This is a genomic window from Achromobacter sp. ACRQX, assembly GCF_022346505.1.
Classification (GTDB): domain Bacteria; phylum Pseudomonadota; class Gammaproteobacteria; order Burkholderiales; family Burkholderiaceae_B; genus Achromobacter; species Achromobacter animicus.
Map to the genome: position 1 here is coordinate 32,358 of NZ_JAKRML010000034.1, position 15,474 is coordinate 47,831.

Annotated in this window: 18 protein-coding genes; 11 read left to right on the forward strand and 7 right to left on the reverse strand. The window is 64.8% G+C overall.

The features are described 5' to 3' along the window. The gene (locus tag MHZ91_RS23965) at nucleotides 1–1,272 is read left to right on the forward strand and encodes a 3-deoxy-D-manno-octulosonic acid transferase (RefSeq protein WP_239216026.1); all 1,272 of its coding nucleotides are present in this window, start codon (nucleotides 1–3) and stop codon (nucleotides 1,270–1,272) included. Nucleotides 1,273–1,318: 46 nt separating this feature from the next. On the opposite strand, the gene MHZ91_RS23970 is transcribed toward MHZ91_RS23965, so the two are convergent. From MHZ91_RS23970 to MHZ91_RS24000, 7 genes are all read right to left on the reverse strand, one after another. After that, nucleotides 1,319–2,071, reverse strand: coding sequence for an acyltransferase (locus tag MHZ91_RS23970; protein WP_239216027.1), 753 nt, complete (start codon nucleotides 2,069–2,071; stop codon nucleotides 1,319–1,321). Between the two features lie 81 nt (nucleotides 2,072–2,152). Further along, nucleotides 2,153–2,527 (reverse strand): GtrA family protein, encoded by a 375-nt coding sequence (locus MHZ91_RS23975; RefSeq protein WP_239216028.1) that lies wholly within the window; start codon nucleotides 2,525–2,527, stop codon nucleotides 2,153–2,155. A gap of 88 nt (nucleotides 2,528–2,615) precedes the next feature. Beyond that, on the reverse strand, nucleotides 2,616–3,635 hold the full coding sequence (locus MHZ91_RS23980) for a glycosyltransferase family 2 protein (RefSeq protein WP_239216029.1): 1,020 nt from the start codon (nucleotides 3,633–3,635) through the stop codon (nucleotides 2,616–2,618). Nucleotides 3,636–3,648: 13 nt separating this feature from the next. Then, on the reverse strand, nucleotides 3,649–4,998 hold the full coding sequence (locus MHZ91_RS23985) for a hypothetical protein (protein ID WP_239216030.1): 1,350 nt from the start codon (nucleotides 4,996–4,998) through the stop codon (nucleotides 3,649–3,651). A 144-nt stretch (nucleotides 4,999–5,142) separates the two neighbouring features. Beyond that, nucleotides 5,143–5,307 (reverse strand): hypothetical protein, encoded by a 165-nt coding sequence (locus MHZ91_RS23990; protein WP_239216031.1) that lies wholly within the window; start codon nucleotides 5,305–5,307, stop codon nucleotides 5,143–5,145. Nucleotides 5,308–5,319: 12 nt separating this feature from the next. Next, nucleotides 5,320–6,126, reverse strand: a complete 807-nt coding sequence (locus tag MHZ91_RS23995; RefSeq protein WP_218342526.1) for a type III pantothenate kinase — start codon at nucleotides 6,124–6,126, stop codon at nucleotides 5,320–5,322. Next, a complete protein-coding gene (locus MHZ91_RS24000) occupies nucleotides 6,123–6,905 on the reverse strand; it encodes a biotin--[acetyl-CoA-carboxylase] ligase (RefSeq protein WP_239216032.1) in 783 nt (260 codons plus the stop codon). The genes MHZ91_RS23995 and MHZ91_RS24000 overlap by 4 nt, the downstream gene beginning before the upstream one ends. A 94-nt stretch (nucleotides 6,906–6,999) precedes the next feature. On the opposite strand from MHZ91_RS24000, the gene MHZ91_RS24005 reads away from it, so the two are divergent. The 10 genes from MHZ91_RS24005 to MHZ91_RS24050 all read left to right on the forward strand — a co-directional run bounded on the left by MHZ91_RS24005 (nucleotide 7,000) and on the right by MHZ91_RS24050 (nucleotide 15,464). Further along, complete coding sequence (locus MHZ91_RS24005; RefSeq protein WP_175185921.1) at nucleotides 7,000–8,130, forward strand: ABC transporter permease; 1,131 nt, start codon at nucleotides 7,000–7,002, stop codon at nucleotides 8,128–8,130. Further along, nucleotides 8,130–8,969: an ABC transporter ATP-binding protein gene (locus MHZ91_RS24010; RefSeq protein WP_175124877.1), complete on the forward strand. Its 840-nt coding sequence runs from the start codon at nucleotides 8,130–8,132 to the stop codon at nucleotides 8,967–8,969. Before MHZ91_RS24005 ends, MHZ91_RS24010 begins: the two co-directional genes overlap by 1 nt. Further along, nucleotides 8,956–9,903 carry an MlaD family protein gene (locus MHZ91_RS24015; protein ID WP_175124878.1) on the forward strand — a complete coding sequence of 316 codons (948 nt, stop codon included), beginning with the start codon at nucleotides 8,956–8,958 and terminating at the stop codon, nucleotides 9,901–9,903. The genes MHZ91_RS24010 and MHZ91_RS24015 overlap by 14 nt, the downstream gene beginning before the upstream one ends. Nucleotides 9,904–9,908: 5 nt before the next feature. After that, nucleotides 9,909–10,517: an ABC-type transport auxiliary lipoprotein family protein gene (locus MHZ91_RS24020; RefSeq protein WP_218342528.1), complete on the forward strand. Its 609-nt coding sequence runs from the start codon at nucleotides 9,909–9,911 to the stop codon at nucleotides 10,515–10,517. A gap of 103 nt (nucleotides 10,518–10,620) precedes the next feature. Beyond that, nucleotides 10,621–11,274, forward strand: coding sequence for an alpha/beta hydrolase (locus MHZ91_RS24025; protein WP_175136882.1), 654 nt, complete (start codon nucleotides 10,621–10,623; stop codon nucleotides 11,272–11,274). A gap of 152 nt (nucleotides 11,275–11,426) precedes the next feature. Continuing rightward, entirely contained in the window at nucleotides 11,427–12,689 is a 1,263-nt protein-coding gene (locus MHZ91_RS24030; protein ID WP_175124881.1) for a D-alanyl-D-alanine carboxypeptidase family protein, read from the forward strand. A 133-nt stretch (nucleotides 12,690–12,822) separates the two neighbouring features. Further along, nucleotides 12,823–13,689: a D-amino acid aminotransferase gene (locus tag MHZ91_RS24035; protein WP_175124882.1), complete on the forward strand. Its 867-nt coding sequence runs from the start codon at nucleotides 12,823–12,825 to the stop codon at nucleotides 13,687–13,689. A gap of 129 nt (nucleotides 13,690–13,818) precedes the next feature. Beyond that, entirely contained in the window at nucleotides 13,819–14,094 is a 276-nt protein-coding gene (locus tag MHZ91_RS24040; RefSeq protein WP_175124995.1) for a YbeD family protein, read from the forward strand. Nucleotides 14,095–14,106: 12 nt separating this feature from the next. Further along, the gene (gene lipB, locus MHZ91_RS24045) at nucleotides 14,107–14,745 is read left to right on the forward strand and encodes a lipoyl(octanoyl) transferase LipB (protein ID WP_239216033.1); all 639 of its coding nucleotides are present in this window, start codon (nucleotides 14,107–14,109) and stop codon (nucleotides 14,743–14,745) included. After that, the gene (locus MHZ91_RS24050) at nucleotides 14,742–15,464 is read left to right on the forward strand and encodes a tetratricopeptide repeat protein (protein WP_175136879.1); all 723 of its coding nucleotides are present in this window, start codon (nucleotides 14,742–14,744) and stop codon (nucleotides 15,462–15,464) included. The genes lipB and MHZ91_RS24050 overlap by 4 nt, the downstream gene beginning before the upstream one ends. Nucleotides 15,465–15,474: the final 10 nt, after the last annotated feature.

Genomic DNA, 15,474 nt, shown 5'->3' on the forward strand with positions numbered 1-15,474 from the left:
ATGAACCGCGGCGTCTACACGCTGGGGCTTCGGGCGCTCGCGCCGCTGATCTGGCTATGGATGGCCCGCCGCGCCAAGCGCGCCGGGGGCCGCTGGGAAATCCTCTCTCCCGAACGCTTTGGGCGCCCTGATCCGGCCACCGTGCTGCCGGACAACCCGGTCTGGATGCATGCCGTCAGTCTGGGCGAGACGCGAGCCGCGCTGCCGCTCTTGAACGCACTGCTGGCGCGCGGCCTGCCGGTGTTGCTCACGCACACGACGGCGACCGGCCGCGCGGAGGGCGAGCGCCTGTTCAAGGATGCCATCGCGCGGGGGCAACTGCGGCAAGTCTGGCTACCCTACGATTTTCCGGGCGCGACCCGCCGCTTCCTGGCGGCGCACCGGCCGCGCTGCGGCCTCTTGATGGAACGCGAGATCTGGCCGAACCTGCTGGCCGCTGCGCGGCAGGCACGGGTGCCCATGGCGCTGGTCAGCGCGCGTTATTCCGCGTCATCGCTGCGCCAGGCGCGCCGGATGGGCAGCGTGATGCGCGAGGCCCTGGCCGGGCTGGACATGGTGTTGGCGCAGACGGCGGAGGATGCCGGGCGGCTGGCCGAGGCGGGTGCGCCGGCGGCCGTCGTGACCGGCAACCTCAAGTTCGATCTGGTGCTGCCGCCCGCTCAGGTAGAGGCGGGACGCGCGTGGCGGGCGCAGCTCGGGCGCCAGGTTGTAGCGGTCGCCAGCACGCGCGAGGGCGAGGACGCGCCGTTCATCGAGGCGATAAAACGTCACGCCTCCAAGCCCGGTGCGCCGTTGTTCCTGTTGATTCCACGGCATCCGCAACGCTTTGACGAAGCCGCCGGACTGTTGTCGGCCGCGAAACTGACGTTCTCCCGACGTTCAACGGGGGCGCTACCGGCGCCGGACGCCGCAGTGCTGCTGGGCGACACTCTGGGTGAAATGGCGTTCTACTACGCTGCCTCCGACGTGGCGATCGTGGCGGGCAGTTTTGCGCCGCTGGGCGGGCAGAATCTGATTGAAGCCTGTGCGGCGGGCGTGCCTGTAATCATCGGGCGCCATACGTTCAACTTCAAACAGGCAGCGGAGGAGGCGACTGCCGTGGGCGCAGTGATGCGGGTGGATAACGAAGGCGTTGCGGTGGATGCCGCCGTGGCGCTGCTGGCCGACGCCTTGAAGCGCAGAACGATGATCGGCTCGGGAAAGCAATGGTTTCGCAGCCATGCTGGCGCCACGACGCGCACTATGTTGGCGCTGGAGTCCCTCTTGCAGTGATGCGGGCCCGTCAGACCAGGCCTGCATCGCTTATCTAACGTGCGTCTCAGTGCTGCTCGCGGGGAAACTCATTGAGCCATGCTGCAACCACGTCGTCCGGGTAACCGCGGTGGAAGTGCCGGCGCCACGGGTAGGCTGTCGCCTGCGATCCATCTTTCAACTTGATCTTGCTGGTTTCGCAGATCAACTTGGCAGGGCTGCCGGCCACGACCGTGTCGGGTTCCACGTCGCGATTCACCGAACTGTGGGCCCCGACGAGCGCGCCTTGCTTGACGGTCACGCCAGGCAAAATGATCGACATCGTCGCGATCGCAACGTAGTCCTCAATCGTGCAGCCTTGCATGACGTCGCTAGGCGGGTGTGGGTCGTTGGTCAACACAACGTAAGGGAAAATCCACACAAAATTGCCAATCTTCGAGTGCTGGCCGATGTGCACATTGCTGTGGAAGCGAACGTAGTCGCCAATTTCGCAATGACCTTGAATGTCGCCCAACGTGCCGATCTGAAGGTTCTTGCCAACAACGGCACCCTCGCGCACCGTGACCCGATGCCCTGTGACCAGTCGCTCGCCGAAAGTCGAACCTTCATAGAACACGCTGTGCGAGCGAATTAAGCTGTTGGGACCAATGTCCAACGGCTGGCCCTGAGCCAAGGGGGTTGGGAAGCCAATCTCGCAATGAGAACCTATATTGGTATTGTCGCCAATCTGCACATTGTCGTGGACAATCGTGAATGCCCCGAGGGCGACGTTCTTACCGAGCTTGGCATTGGGGGAAACGATGGCGGAGGGGTGGATCATGGAAATCGTCTAGGGAAAATGCCAGACCAGAGGTGCACCGGCACTTGCACATGCACTGGGGTTGGCTGCAAGTTGGTGGTGCTAACGGTTGTCGCTGCCGCGGTCCGGACGGAAGACCAGTAATGCCGACAACACGTACATAAAGCCGCTATAGGTACAGGCGGCTATTGCCTGGGCCAGCAATGGCTTGACTTCATAGGCAAGCAGAACTTTCAGTACCGCGAGATTCAGGAGAAAACAAGCGATAAACAAGTAGAGATAGCGGAGGCCTTCCGCGCCGAGCTTGCCATTGCTGCGAAAGACGAATTTTTTGGAAAAGAAAAAGCTCTGAATGAAGCCGACCGTGTAGCCGATAATGTTGGCGAGAATAGGATGCACGCCGGCGCTCATCAATAAAAAAATGATGCCGAAGCCCACCAAGGTATTCAAGCCGCCGCTTAGGGCAAACCGCAGCATGCGGTAAGCCTCGTTCTTCCATATAGACATGGTTCTCGGTAGTGCGGATCGCTCTGGATATGAAGTTATTGAAAGGGGCAATACCGGCTTAAGTCGATGCAGAGTCCGGCGGCGATTTAAATGTAGTTCGCGCGACAACGAACTGCGGCTTGCGGTTGACCTTCAGGTACGTCCGGCCGAGGTATTCCCCGATCATTCCCAAGCACAATGTCTGGATTCCGCCCACCAAAAAGATAGCTGCAATCAGAGAGGCCCACCCGCGCGGGTACTCTGGATGCACGAACTTCTGAATCGTGATCACCACGATCATGATCAGGCTGAACACTGACATGCAAAAACCCACCGCTGTAGCAAAGCGTAGGGGCAAAATTGAAAAGCTGGTCAGCATCTTCAGCCACAACGACAGCGAGCGCCGCAAGTTGTAATTGCCTTCGCCCTCAGCTCGCGGCTGGTGTTCGATGTCGATAGTCGTAATCGAGTTGGTGACGTCCAGTATCAGGCCATCGACATAGGCGTACGGACCTTCGTAACGGATCACTTCCTTCACGACTTCCAGCCGCAACGCCTTGAAGGAGGAAAGATACAAGCCCTTGGGTTTGCGCAAAGCGTAAGTGGCAACCAGATCGTTGAACTTGCTGCCGGCCTTTTTCCACAGGGCATGCTGCCGGCCCACGTAATTCGTATAGCAAACGTCATAGCCGGAGCGAAGTGCGTCCAGTAACTGGCCGATTGCCGTAGGCGGATGCTGCAGATCGTCATCCATCAGAATTACAAATCGACCGCTGGCGTGGTGCATGCCAGCCATAACTGCATTGTGCTGACCAAAATTCTTGCGCAACGAGACGCCTTTGATATACGGACGTGTTTGTGCCTGCTCGCTAATTACCTTCCAACTGTTGTCCGGACTCGCGTCGTTAACCAGAATGAGTTCGAACCGTTCCGAAAGTCGCAGGGAACGCATTACCTCTTCGACCTTTGCGATCAGCTTGGGCAGGATGGATTCGCTGCGGTACACGGGAATTACGATGGAAAGCTCGAGGCCGCCGTCGACGGCGACCGGAGCATTGCTTTGTCCGGATGGGAAATGATGTCCAGTTGCGCTTGTCATGGCGTTAATCGCTCTATTGCGTCTTGCGTCTATGTTGTGCCATTAGCAAAACCACCCCGAGTGTTGCAATCAGCGTGGCATAAAGTTTGCCGAAATAGAAATACCGGACTTCGTACTGGTGCACCATGAATATCAGGTAATACGCCGACACGATGGTTGCATTCATCCAGTTGATGAGCGCCGCGTAGCTCGACTGACGCCTAGCTAGCGCGATGCCCAGCAGTAGCGCGCCAATGATTGCCAACAGGAAGTAGAAGTTCGCGGTGTAGTCCACCGCAGTGGGGTTGGTCTCGACCATTCCCAGGTCGTTCTGACTCGAAAAAAAGTACTTTCCGATGATCCCAAACTTGATGGCGTGCCATTGCAGAGGGTGCGTCAGAAGGGTTTGGATGAACAGCTTGGCCGCCTCCTTCGTGCGGCCGCAAGTCGACTCGTCGATGCGGCAGGCAAGGCCGCCACCGCCTTCAACGATGAATGCGCCGCCTTGGCTCAGCAAATGTTCTCGTGACATGACCGAGGTCTGGAAGGAAAGCTGCTCGGTATAGACCCACTTGGGACTGCCCATCGTAACTTGGTGGTAGATCCGCCACGGTGCCATGACGATGTGTGCAGAAAGAATGATGACAAGCGCGATGCTCATCCAGCCGCGTCTTTCCGGGCTTGGGGTACGGCGTATCAGACTCCATACCCACGCAACCAACAGCCAGAAAGTCAAACCCAGCACAAAAAGTTCGAACTGCGAGCGGAAGTATGCCGCGACTCCGATGCACAGGCCTGCCGCGATGGCTGGCTTGCGAGGACGTTCCGCGCCGTTCGCTTGCAAAGCGTAAAGTACGCCCAGGAAAAAGAAGGCGATCGAAAACGTTTCGCCAAAAATGACCCGGCCCGGCTCCAGCAGGAACGACCTGGCCATGGGGGGCAAAAAAAACAGCAGCGGCAAAAGCGAGGCAAGTGGGCCAGAGACAAATGCCCGCAGCACTCGGTTGAATTTGGCGAGCACAACGCCCCAGGCCGCACAGGCCATCAACTGAATCAGATACACGAAATGCGCGCTGTCCAGCCCGACTAGCTTGATCAGGCCGGCTTCCATGAGCAAGAAGCCGGGTGGCCAAAAGCTAATGATCCAGTTGTTTTCCGGCGAGATCCAGCCCTTGTCCGCGATGTTCATGGCTCCAGTAATGAAGCTGCCGGGATCGGAAGGAATGAACTTCAATAGATCCCGCGCGCTGGTCGCCATGCCATCGATCTGCCCCGCAGGATGATGGGCGATCGTTGCGTATGCGCCCAAAAGCAGGAAATAGCACAGGAACACGACCAGCGCGTGGAGGGTCGGCCTCTTTATCGTTTGGTTTACTGATGTCATCTTATTCCTTCACTGCAGACCCGGCATGGATCACAGGGCGAGAACAGAGAGCTTCGGGCGCGTACGTGGAGCCTGGATTCGCGCGCCGCGCAGCCGTGCACCTCGCGTCCGGCGGCGGCGCCATTCAAAATCGGGGGCGCAATGTTACGAACTCTGTCTGGGCGCCAACGTCACCGCGCCCGGATTCAATTCCTGGCTGAACCGCCGCCCATCGCGACCTTCGTCTTCGGGCCGGGCGCCCAGCCAGCCTTGTCCCAGCGCATAGACGCCCAGATTCGCCAACAGGATCAGGATGAAGAGCACGCGCATGCCGGACCTTCGTCAGGGAGTGGTGTTCAAGGTGGCGCGCGCCACGGCGGCCAATCCGTCCAGGACAGGGTGGTCCAGGTAAACGGGAACCGGCGTGGCGCCGAAAGCCCCGCCCGCGTCGGCCAGTAGCCGTTCGATTTCCTGGTGGACTTCGGGCCAGCCGCCGCCGGCCGCGTAGATCTGCGGGGTCTGGCCGTAGCGCTGGCGGCCCGCCAGCCATTGGCGCACGACCGCGCCGGCCTGCGCAGCGGCGATGCCGGAGGCGATGGCCTCGTGCGTGTCCGTGGGATAGGGCACGACCTGGCCGTTGGCGATGGGCAGGTTGGCCGTGCCGTGGGCAAGCGACGTGCGCATCATGGCCGGGCCGGGCAGGATCAGGCCGCCCGCAAAGACGTTGTCCGGTCCGACGGTGTCGATGGTGGTGGCGGTGCCGAAGCTGGCCAGCACGAACGGCGGGTGGGTGCCGGGCAGGCGCGACAGCACGCCGAGCAGCGAGGCCCAGCGGTCGGCGCCCAGTTGCGTGGGCGTGCGATAGCTGTTGACCAGGCCGAGCGTCGTTGCCTGCGAAGGCGACCAGTTGACGGTGCAGCCGTGCTTTTGCAGGATGGCCGCGATGGCGTCGCCGCGCGCCGCGCCAGCGACATTCACGCCCAGCGCGCGCCGCGGCGGCCGGGGCAGGGCGGCAAGCCAGTCATCCAGCGCGTTCAGGTCCAGGCCGTCGAAGGCGACGGCCGCGGGCTCGCGCGGCATGTCCGGATTGGTGGCGTCCAGCCAACCCACTTTGAGGCGGCTGTTGCCGGAGTCGATGAGAATAATCATGCTTGGCGTCGAATCGAAATTTCACCGACCGAGATCGGTGTGGCGCCCTCGGGCGTTTGCACCAGCAGGCGGCCTTGCTCGTCCACGCCACAGGCGGTGCCGCTTAAAAGAATAGCGCCCTTGTCCAGCACGTTCACCTTGCGGCCCGCCAGCGCGTCCACCTGGTCGAAACGCTGCCGGAATGCGCCGAAGCCGTCGCGTTCCAGCGTGCGGACCGCCTCGTGCCACGCCGCGGCGCTGGCGCAGATCAGGTCTGCGGCCACGGCGGCGCGGTCTGCGCCGGCCTGCACCTGCGTCCAGTCCGCAATCTCGCGGCCCAGCGCCAGCGACAGTTCGGCCGCATCGGCAAGATTGACGCCCATGCCGATCACCACGGTGTAGCCGGTGTCGCGGCCGCCCGGATTGCGGGTGGTCTCGACAAGGATGCCCGCCAGCTTGGCGTCGTGCCATTGAATGTCGTTGGGCCATTTCATGCACAGGCCATGCGAACCCGGCCCGGCGACGGTGCGCAGCGCTTCGCAGGCGGCCACGCCGGCAAGCGGCGATAGTGCCGCCAGCTGCATGGCGGGCAGGTGCACGTCAAAGGCGCACGAGAACATCAGCGTGGAGCCCGAGCGGTTCTGCCACGGGCGGCCCGCGCGGCCGCGGCCGGCATCCTGCTGATGCGTGCCCAAGAGCCAGGGCTTGCCCGCGCCGGCACCTGTGCGCGCGCGCGCCAGCAGGTCGGCATTGGTCGATCCGGTGCTGCCGGTCCAGGTGACGTCCTGGAAGGCGGGCATGGCCGCGATTGTAGGGCACGCGGGCCGCGCTCGCGGCCGCAGCCCCCCTGCGTTTATGATTGGCGATACATTTTTGCATCCGCACCCCGACGACATGCCGCATTCCGCATTGCTTGCGACCGCCGCCGCGCCTTTCCGCCATGAAGGCGGGGTCTGCCACGTCGGCGGCGACTGGAGCGTCCTGGCGCTGGCCGAGTCGGGCGAAGTGGAACGCAGACGCGCGGCGCTCGCGCGGGCGGCCAAGGAAGGCGCGCGCTGGGACATGCACGCGATTCACCGGCTGGACACGATCGGCGCGCTGATCATCTGGCAGGCGTGGGGCGAAAAGCTGCCCGAGCGCGTGCGCTGGGGCGCGGGGCAGCAGGACGTCTTCAACGCGCTGGCGATGAACAAGGGCGAGACGCCCGCGCCCGCCGCCAAGCCCGAAACCTGGACATGGGTGCGCGCCACGGGCGGTGCGATCCTGCGGGCCGCCGAGAACGGCAAGGCGCTGCTCATCATGCTGGGCCAACTGGTGCTGGACGTGGGCGCCATGCTGCGCCGGCCCTGGCTGGGACCGTGGCGCGAGATTTCCGCGCAGGTGTACCGGACCGGCGCGCAGGCGCTGGGCATCACGGCGCTGGTGGGCTTTCTTATTGGTGTGGTGCTGTCCTACCTGTCGGCGCAGCAGCTTCAGATGTTTGGCGCCGACCGCTTCATCGTGCGTCTTCTGGGCGTGTCCATCGTGCGCGAGCTGGGCCCCGTCCTGGCGGCCATTCTGGTGGCCGGGCGTTCGGGGTCTGCGATCACGGCGCAGATCGGCGTGATGCGGGTCACACAGGAACTGGACGCCATGCTGGTCATGGGCATTTCGCACGGCCAGCGGCTGATCCTGCCGCGCGTGGTGGCGCTGGCGATCACGATGCCGCTGCTGGTGCTGTGGACCAGCGCGATGGCGCTGCTGGGCGGCATGCTGGCGGCGCAGGCGCAACTGGGCGTGTCCGCGCAGTGGTTCCTGCAGTCGCTGCCTGATGCGATCACACTGACCAATTACTGGATCGGCATGCTGAAGGGCGTGACCTTCGGCATCCTGATCGCGCTCATCGCCTGCCATTTCGGCCTGCGCATCCAACCCAACACCGAAAGCCTGGGCCGCGGCACCACTACGTCGGTGGTTACGTCGATCACGGGCGTGATTCTGCTGGATGCGGTGTACGCGGTCATTTTCAGTTCGGTGGGCATCTGATGAACAACGCCACACAGAATCGGCTGTTCACCGAAGAGGGCGTGACCGTCGAGCCGGTCATTACCGTGCGCGGCCTGCGAACCGCGTTCGGCGACCATGTCGTGCACGACAATCTGGACCTGACGGTGTTTCCGGGCGAGATCCTGGTGCTGGTCGGCGGTTCGGGCACGGGCAAGACGGTGCTGCTGCGGCAGATCATCGGACTGGACGTGCCGGCTGCGGGCACGGTGAAGGTGCTGGGTCACACGCTGTCGGAATTGACGGCGGGAGAGCGCCGGCGCCTGTCATACCGCTGGGGCATGCTGTTTCAGGCGGGCGCGCTGTTCTCGGCGCTGTCGGTGTTCGACAATGTGGCGCTGCCGCTGCGCGAACTGCGCACGGTGCCGGAAGACCTGGTGCGCGACGTCGTCATGTGCCGGTTGGCCATGGTGGGCCTGTCGTCGCGCGATGCGGACAAGCGCCCGTCGGACCTGTCGGGCGGCATGGTCAAGCGCGTAGCGCTGGCGCGCGCGCTATCGCTGGACCCGGAATTGCTGTTCCTTGATGAGCCCACGGCCGGGCTCGATCCGCTGCGGTCCGACGAATTCGTGGACCTGGTGCGCAGCCTGCACCGGCAGCTTGGCTTTACCGTCGTCATGGTGACGCACGACCTGGACACGCTGCTGGCGCTGGCCACGCGCGTGGCCGTGCTGGCCGAGAAGCGGGTGATCATTTGCGACACGGTGCCTGAAGTCCTGAAGTTCGATCACCCGTTCATACATACATTCTTCCTGGGCGAGCGCGGTCTGCGCGCGCTGGGAGACCTGGCACCGAAGGGAATGCACCATGGAAAACCGTAGTCATGCGCTCATGGCCGGTATCTTCACGCTGGTCCTGCTGGCTGCCGCGACGCTGACGGCCATCTGGATCGGCCGCGACCGGACGCAACTGCAGCCATACGAAATCATTTCGGCCACGGCCGTCACGGGTCTGAATCCACAGTCGGCCGTGCGCTACCAGGGCGTGCCCGTGGGCCGCGTGCAATCCTTGGCGCTCAATCCCAACAAGCCCGGGCAGGTGCGCATCCGCATCGGCGTGGCGCCCAACACGCCGATCACCGAATCGACGTGGGCGGAACTTGGCGTGCAGGGCGTGACCGGCATGGCCAACGTGGATCTGCGCGACGACGGCTCGTCGCTCAAGCGCCTGACCTCCACCGCCGAGCATCCGGCAGCCATTCCGCTGCGCCCGGGCTTTCTGGACCGCATCGAGAAGCGTGGCGACCAGTTGATTTCCAACGTCGAAGTCGCGACCGAACAATTGAAGCGCGTGCTGAGCGAACAGAACGTGCAGGCGCTCACGGCCAGCCTGCAGAATGCCAACGACATCTCGCTGTCCCTGAAGGAAGCCAGCCGCGACCTCGCGCCCACGCTGGCCAAGCTGGGTCCGCTGATGGATTCGCTGAACAGCACCTCGCGCCAGGCCGATCGCGCCGCGCGTGAGATCGGCGATCTGGCCCAGCAGGCCCGCCAGTCGCTGGCGCGCCTGAATGCGCCAGACGGCCCGCTGGCGGTGGCCACGCGCAGCCTGAACGACATCGCCCTGGCCGCTGCGCGGCTGGATGGCGAGACCCTGCCGGCCTTCACCACCATGGCGAACGACGTCAGCACGGCCGCGCGTGGCGCCGCCATCACCCTGCGCCGTGTGGATAACACGCCGCAATCGTTCCTGTTCGGTCCCCCGCCCATCGCGCCGGGACCCGGCGAACCCGGTTTTGCCGGATTCCGGAGATAGACCTCATGAAGATGCGCAGCGCCATTCTGATTCTGACCCTGGCCCTTGCCGGATGCGGCATCGGCCGCGTGGACGCGCCGCCCACGCTGTTCGACCTGGGGCTGGACGCGCGGCCCGTGCCCGCCTTGCCGGCCCGCGATCCGATCGCGCTGACGTTCCAGTCGGCGCCCGGCCTGACCGACACCGGCATGATCTGGCGCGTGGGCGACAGCGCCGCGCCGCGTTCCTATGCCACCTACCGCTGGGCCGCGTCGCCCGCCGACCTCGTCCGGCAGCGCATCACCGATCGCCTGTCGCGCCAAGGCGCGGTGCTGAGCGACCGCGTCACGTTGCAGACGCCGCAACTGCAGGTCTCGCTGGCGCAGTTCGAGCAGGTTTTCTCCGAAGACGGCCAGTCGAGCCAGGGGCGCGTCCTGCTGCAGGCGGTGCTGCTGGATGGACGCAACGTCGTAGACCAGAAGCGCATTCTGGTGGCCGCGCCCGCGCCCACGCAGGATGCCGAAGGGGGCGTCGCGGCGCTGCGCCAAGCCACCGACGAGGCGAGCGATCAGCTCGCGCAATGGCTTGCCGCCACCTTGCGGCCGCCCGCCGCAGCCGCCTCGCGCGGAAAGTGAGCGTCAGCTCGCGCCGCTGCGCGCCGGTTGCGGTCAACCGGCATTTCGCCGGGCGGGCCGGGCGGTTAACATCGTTTCTTTTTTCCGCACGCTGAGTCCCGCCATGTCCGCACGCACTGAAACCCACGCTTTCACCGGCGCCGCCGGCCGCATCGATTGCGCCATCGACTGGCCCGCCGACACGCCGCGCGGCTGGGCGCTGGTGTTGCATCCGCATCCGCTGCAGGGCGGCGCGCGCGAGAACAAGGTGGTCACGACCCTGTCGCGCGCCTGCGTGCAGCACGGCCTAGTGGCGGTGCGCCCCAACTTCCGCGGCGTCGGCCAATCGGAAGGCACGTTCGACAAGTCCGTCGGCGAAACGCAGGACATGCTGGCCGTGGTTACGCAGATGCGCGAACTGCATCCCGAACTGGCGCAGGCGCCGTGGGTGCTGGCGGGCTTTTCGTTCGGCACCGCCGTCGCCGCGCAAACCTACGCCGCGCTGGCCGATGCGGGCGAAGTTGTGCTGCCGTCGGCGCTGATGCTGATGGGGCCGGCCGTCAACCGCTTCCAGTCGCACGAGGTGCAGGTGCCGGACGACACGCTGATGGTGCACGGCGAAGAAGACGAAGTGGTGCCGCTATCTGAAGCCATGGACTGGGCGCGGCCGCGCTCGATCCCGGTGGTGGTGGTGCCGGGCGCGTCGCATTTCTTCCACGGCAAGCTGCTCGTGCTGCGCCAGCTGGTGCAGGCCCGTTTGAAGGTTGCGCTGGACTGATCCGGCCTCCTGGCAGTTCGCAGGTTGCATCAGGTTGCATGTTTTAGGAGCGCAGGGAACCCCACGCGGCCGGGATGGGTCTGATCGACTGCCTATAATTGTCAGCCACTTGCCCCGCGCCGGCGGGCGTCATTCCTGGACCCACGTTGCCGATGAAGAAATTGCCTCACTCCGCTCAATCCCCCGTTGTCTTTACCCGTCGCATCATTTCAGGCGCGGTGTTGTCAGCGATGCTGGCGGCCTCCCTGCCAGCTTGGGCGCAGCAGGCGCCAGCCGCACCCGCCGCCGCGCCGGCCGCGACGGCACCGGCTCCGTCGCCGACCGGCGCGGTGCCCGTCGGCGACGTCTCGGCCGTCCCGGCGCCCACCATCGCGGCCAAGGCCTGGATCGTCGTCGATGTGAACAGCGGCCAGACGCTGGCCGCTTCCAATCCCGACATGAAGGTCGAGCCGGCCTCGCTCACCAAGATCATGACGGCCTACGTCGTGTTCAACGCACTGGAAGAAAAGCGCCTGACGCTGGAGCAGACCGTGCCGGTGTCCGAGCACGCCTGGCGCACGGGCGGCTCGCGCATGTTCATCGAACCGCGCAAGCCGGTCACGGTGGACGAACTGAACCAGGGCATGATCGTGCAGTCGGGCAACGACGCCTCGGTGGCGCTGGCCGAAGCCGTGGGTGGCAGCGAGTCCGCCTTTGCCGCGCTGATGAACCAGGAAGCCGATCGCCTGGGCATGAAGAACACGCACTTCATGAATGCCACGGGTCTGCCCGATCCGCAGCACATGACCTCGACGCGCGATCTGGCCACGCTGTCCGCGCACCTGATCACCGATCACCCGGACTTCTTCCACTACTACAAGCAGAAGAGCTACACCTACAACAAGATCACGCAGCCCAACCGCAACCGCCTGCTGTGGGCCGACCCGTCGGTGGACGGCATGAAGACCGGTCACACGGATTCGGCTGGCTACTGCCTGGTGTCGACGGCCGTGCGCGGGGATCGCCGCATCCTGGTGGTCGTGGTGGGCACCGACAGCGAAGCGACGCGCGCCGAAGAAAGCCTCAAGCTCCTGAACTGGAGCTTCCAGAACTTCGACACGGTCAAGCTGTTCGACAAGAGCCAGCCCGGCATCGACGCCCGCGTCTGGGAAGGCACCGCCGAAAACGTCAAGCTCGGTCCGCCCAACCCGGTGTCGATCGCCGTGCCGCGCGGCAAGGCAGGCGAACTCAAGCCGGTCGCGCAGCGCACCGATCCGCTCATCGCGCCGCTGGCCAAGGGCCAGCAGGTCGGCACGCTGCAATTCACGCTGGACGGCAAGGTTCTGCGCACCGAACCGCTGGTGGTGCAGGACGCCGTCGAACGTGCCGGCTTCTTTGGCCGCATGGTCGACACCGTCAAGCGCTGGTTCCAGTAAATCGGCGCCCCGCGGCCGCAGCCGCGGGTGTAAGCTAGCAGCGGGCGTTTCGTGCGCGAAACGCCCGTTTTGCATTCTTCGGGGGCGAGCCGCGCGGCTCGTCCCTGTTCCATTTCAAATTCAGGAGTGCCTCATGATTCCGGGCGTGCCGGGCGAAAGCCAGGTGTATCTCAACGGTGAATTCCTGCGCGTGGACGAGGCCAAGGTCTCCGTCCTGGACCGCGGCTTCATTTTCGGCGACGGCATCTACGAAGTCGTCCCCGTGTACCAAGGCAATGCGTTTCGCATGGCCGAACACCTCGACCGCCTTGATCGCAGCCTGGCTGCCTTGCGCATCGCGCCGCCGTTCGACCGCAGCGGGTGGATCGACCTGATCCAGCAGCTGCTCGACCGCTCCAACCTCGACACCTGCATCGTCTACCTGCAGGTGACGCGCGGCGTCGCCAAGCGCGACCATCCGTTCCCCATGCCGGCCGTCACGCCCACGGTGTTCGGCATGATCGCGCCCTGGTCCCCGCCGCCTGCCGCGCAGCGCGAACAAGGCCTGTCCGCCATCAGCATCCCCGACGAGCGCTGGCTGCACTGCGAGATCAAGTCCGTGTCCTTGCTGGGCAACGTGCTGGCCAAGCAGCAGGCCGTGGACGCCCACGTCGACGAGGTCCTGCAGTTCCGCGACGGCTACCTGACGGAAGGCGCGTCCACCAATATCTGGGTGGTCTCCGGCGGCAAGCTGCTGGCCCCGCCCAAGAACAACCTGATCCTCGAAGGCATCCGCTACGGCCTGATGGGCGAACTGGCCGCCGAGGCCGGCATCCCGTTCGAGTCGCGCCGGATCTCGCAAGAAGAGGTGGAGCAGGCCGACGAGCTGATGCTGTCGTCCGCTACCAAGGAAGTGCTGGCCATCGTGTCGCTGGACGGCAAACCCGTGGGTACGGGCAAGCCCGGCCCTGTTTTTGAGCAATTGCGTGCGGGTTATGATGCCCGCATCGCCGCGCTGTAGTCCTGGCGCGGGGCGGCCTGCGTGCAATGCATGCGGGCCGGCCGCCCGCCCCAACGGCGCCCGCCGGCACTTGCCGGCACGCCGCGTGCCCCCATATAAGAACATTCAGGGGCAACTCTTTTTAGGCACATCATGAACATTCCGCCCGAAGATTCTTTGATCGAATATCCCAGCGACTTTCCCATCAAGGTCATGGGCAAGCAGCATCCCGAGTTTGCGCAGACGCTGACCGAGGTCGTGCTGCAGTTCGATCCCGGGTTCGACGCCGCGACGGTGGAAATGCGCCCCAGCAAGGGCGGCAACTATCTCGGCCTGACCTTCACGGTGCGCGCCACCTCGCGCGAGCAACTGGATGCGCTGTACCGGGCGCTGCATGGCCACCCCATGGTGTCCATCGTCCTGTAAGGCAAGACCGCTGTGATCAAGTGGCTCGCGCGGCCGGCGGACTATCTGCCGGTCTGGCAGGACATGCAGGCGTACACCAGCCAGCGCGACGGCAACACGCCGGATGAAATCTGGCTGTGCGAGCATCCGCCGATCTACACGCTGGGCCAGGCGGGCCTGCCGGAACACGTGCTCAATCCCGGCAACATTCCCATCGTGCATTGCGACCGCGGCGGCCAGGTGACTTATCACGGCCCCGGCCAGGTCATGGCCTACGCGCTGTTCGACCTGCGCCGCGCCGACATGTACGTGAAGGAATACGTGGCGCTGCTGGAATCGGCCGTCATCGACACGCTCGAGCAGTTGGGCGTGGACGGGGCCTGTCGCAAGCCCGGCGCGCCGGGCGTCTATGTGCCGCATCCCGAAGGCGGCGAGCTGGCCAAGATCGCCGCGCTGGGCATCAAGATCCGCAACGGCCGCGCGTACCATGGCGTGTCGCTGAACGTCGAGATGGATCTGGCGCCGTTCCTGGGCATCAATCCCTGTGGTTACGAAGGCTTGCGCACCGTCGACATGGCGGCCTGTGGGGTGCGGCGCACGCCCACCGAGACGGGCGATGCGCTGGCGCAGAATCTTGCGCACGCCTGGCAACGCCGAAGGAACACAAATTGAAGACCTACACCGCGGCCGAGGTCGCCGCCACCACGCCCGAACAGCTTGCCCGTCTGCGCGAATCCGGACCGCCAGAGGAATACGCCGCATGGATCCGCGCCGCCGCCGACCTGGGGCTGACCGAGGCGCAGACCATCTACGGACAGATGCTGCTGGACGGCGTGGGCGTCGAGCGCCAGCCCGCGGAGGGACTGGCCTGGTTCAAGCGCGCCGCGCACGCTGATCACCCCATGGCCATCAACATGGTGGGACGCTGCTATGAAAACGGCTGGGGCGTGGCGGCCGACGATACGGTCGCGGCGTACTGGTTCCGCCGCGCCGCCGACACGGGGCTGGATTGGGGGCTGTACAACTACGCCCATATGCTGCGCACGGGCCGGGGCGGCGTGACGCAGAACCAGGCCGCGGCGTTGGCCCTGTACCAGCAGGCCGCGCAGGCCGGCCACGTGAAGTCGATCGGCGTCGTGGGCCGTTATCACGAGGCGGGTGACGTGGTCCCGCAAGACCTGGAACGCGCGTTCGACTGCTACCGGCGCTGCGCTGAGGGCGGCGACTTCCGCGGCATGTTCCACCTGGGCCGGATGCTCTTGCTGCAAGGCAAGAAAGAGGAAGCCGTGCAATGGCTGGTCCGCGTCCCGGAAACCGCGACGCCCGCATTTTTGAAGGAAGCCAACGGGATGCTCCAGGACTGCGGCTTTCCGGCGCTTTACGAAGCGTAGACCAGCCTCA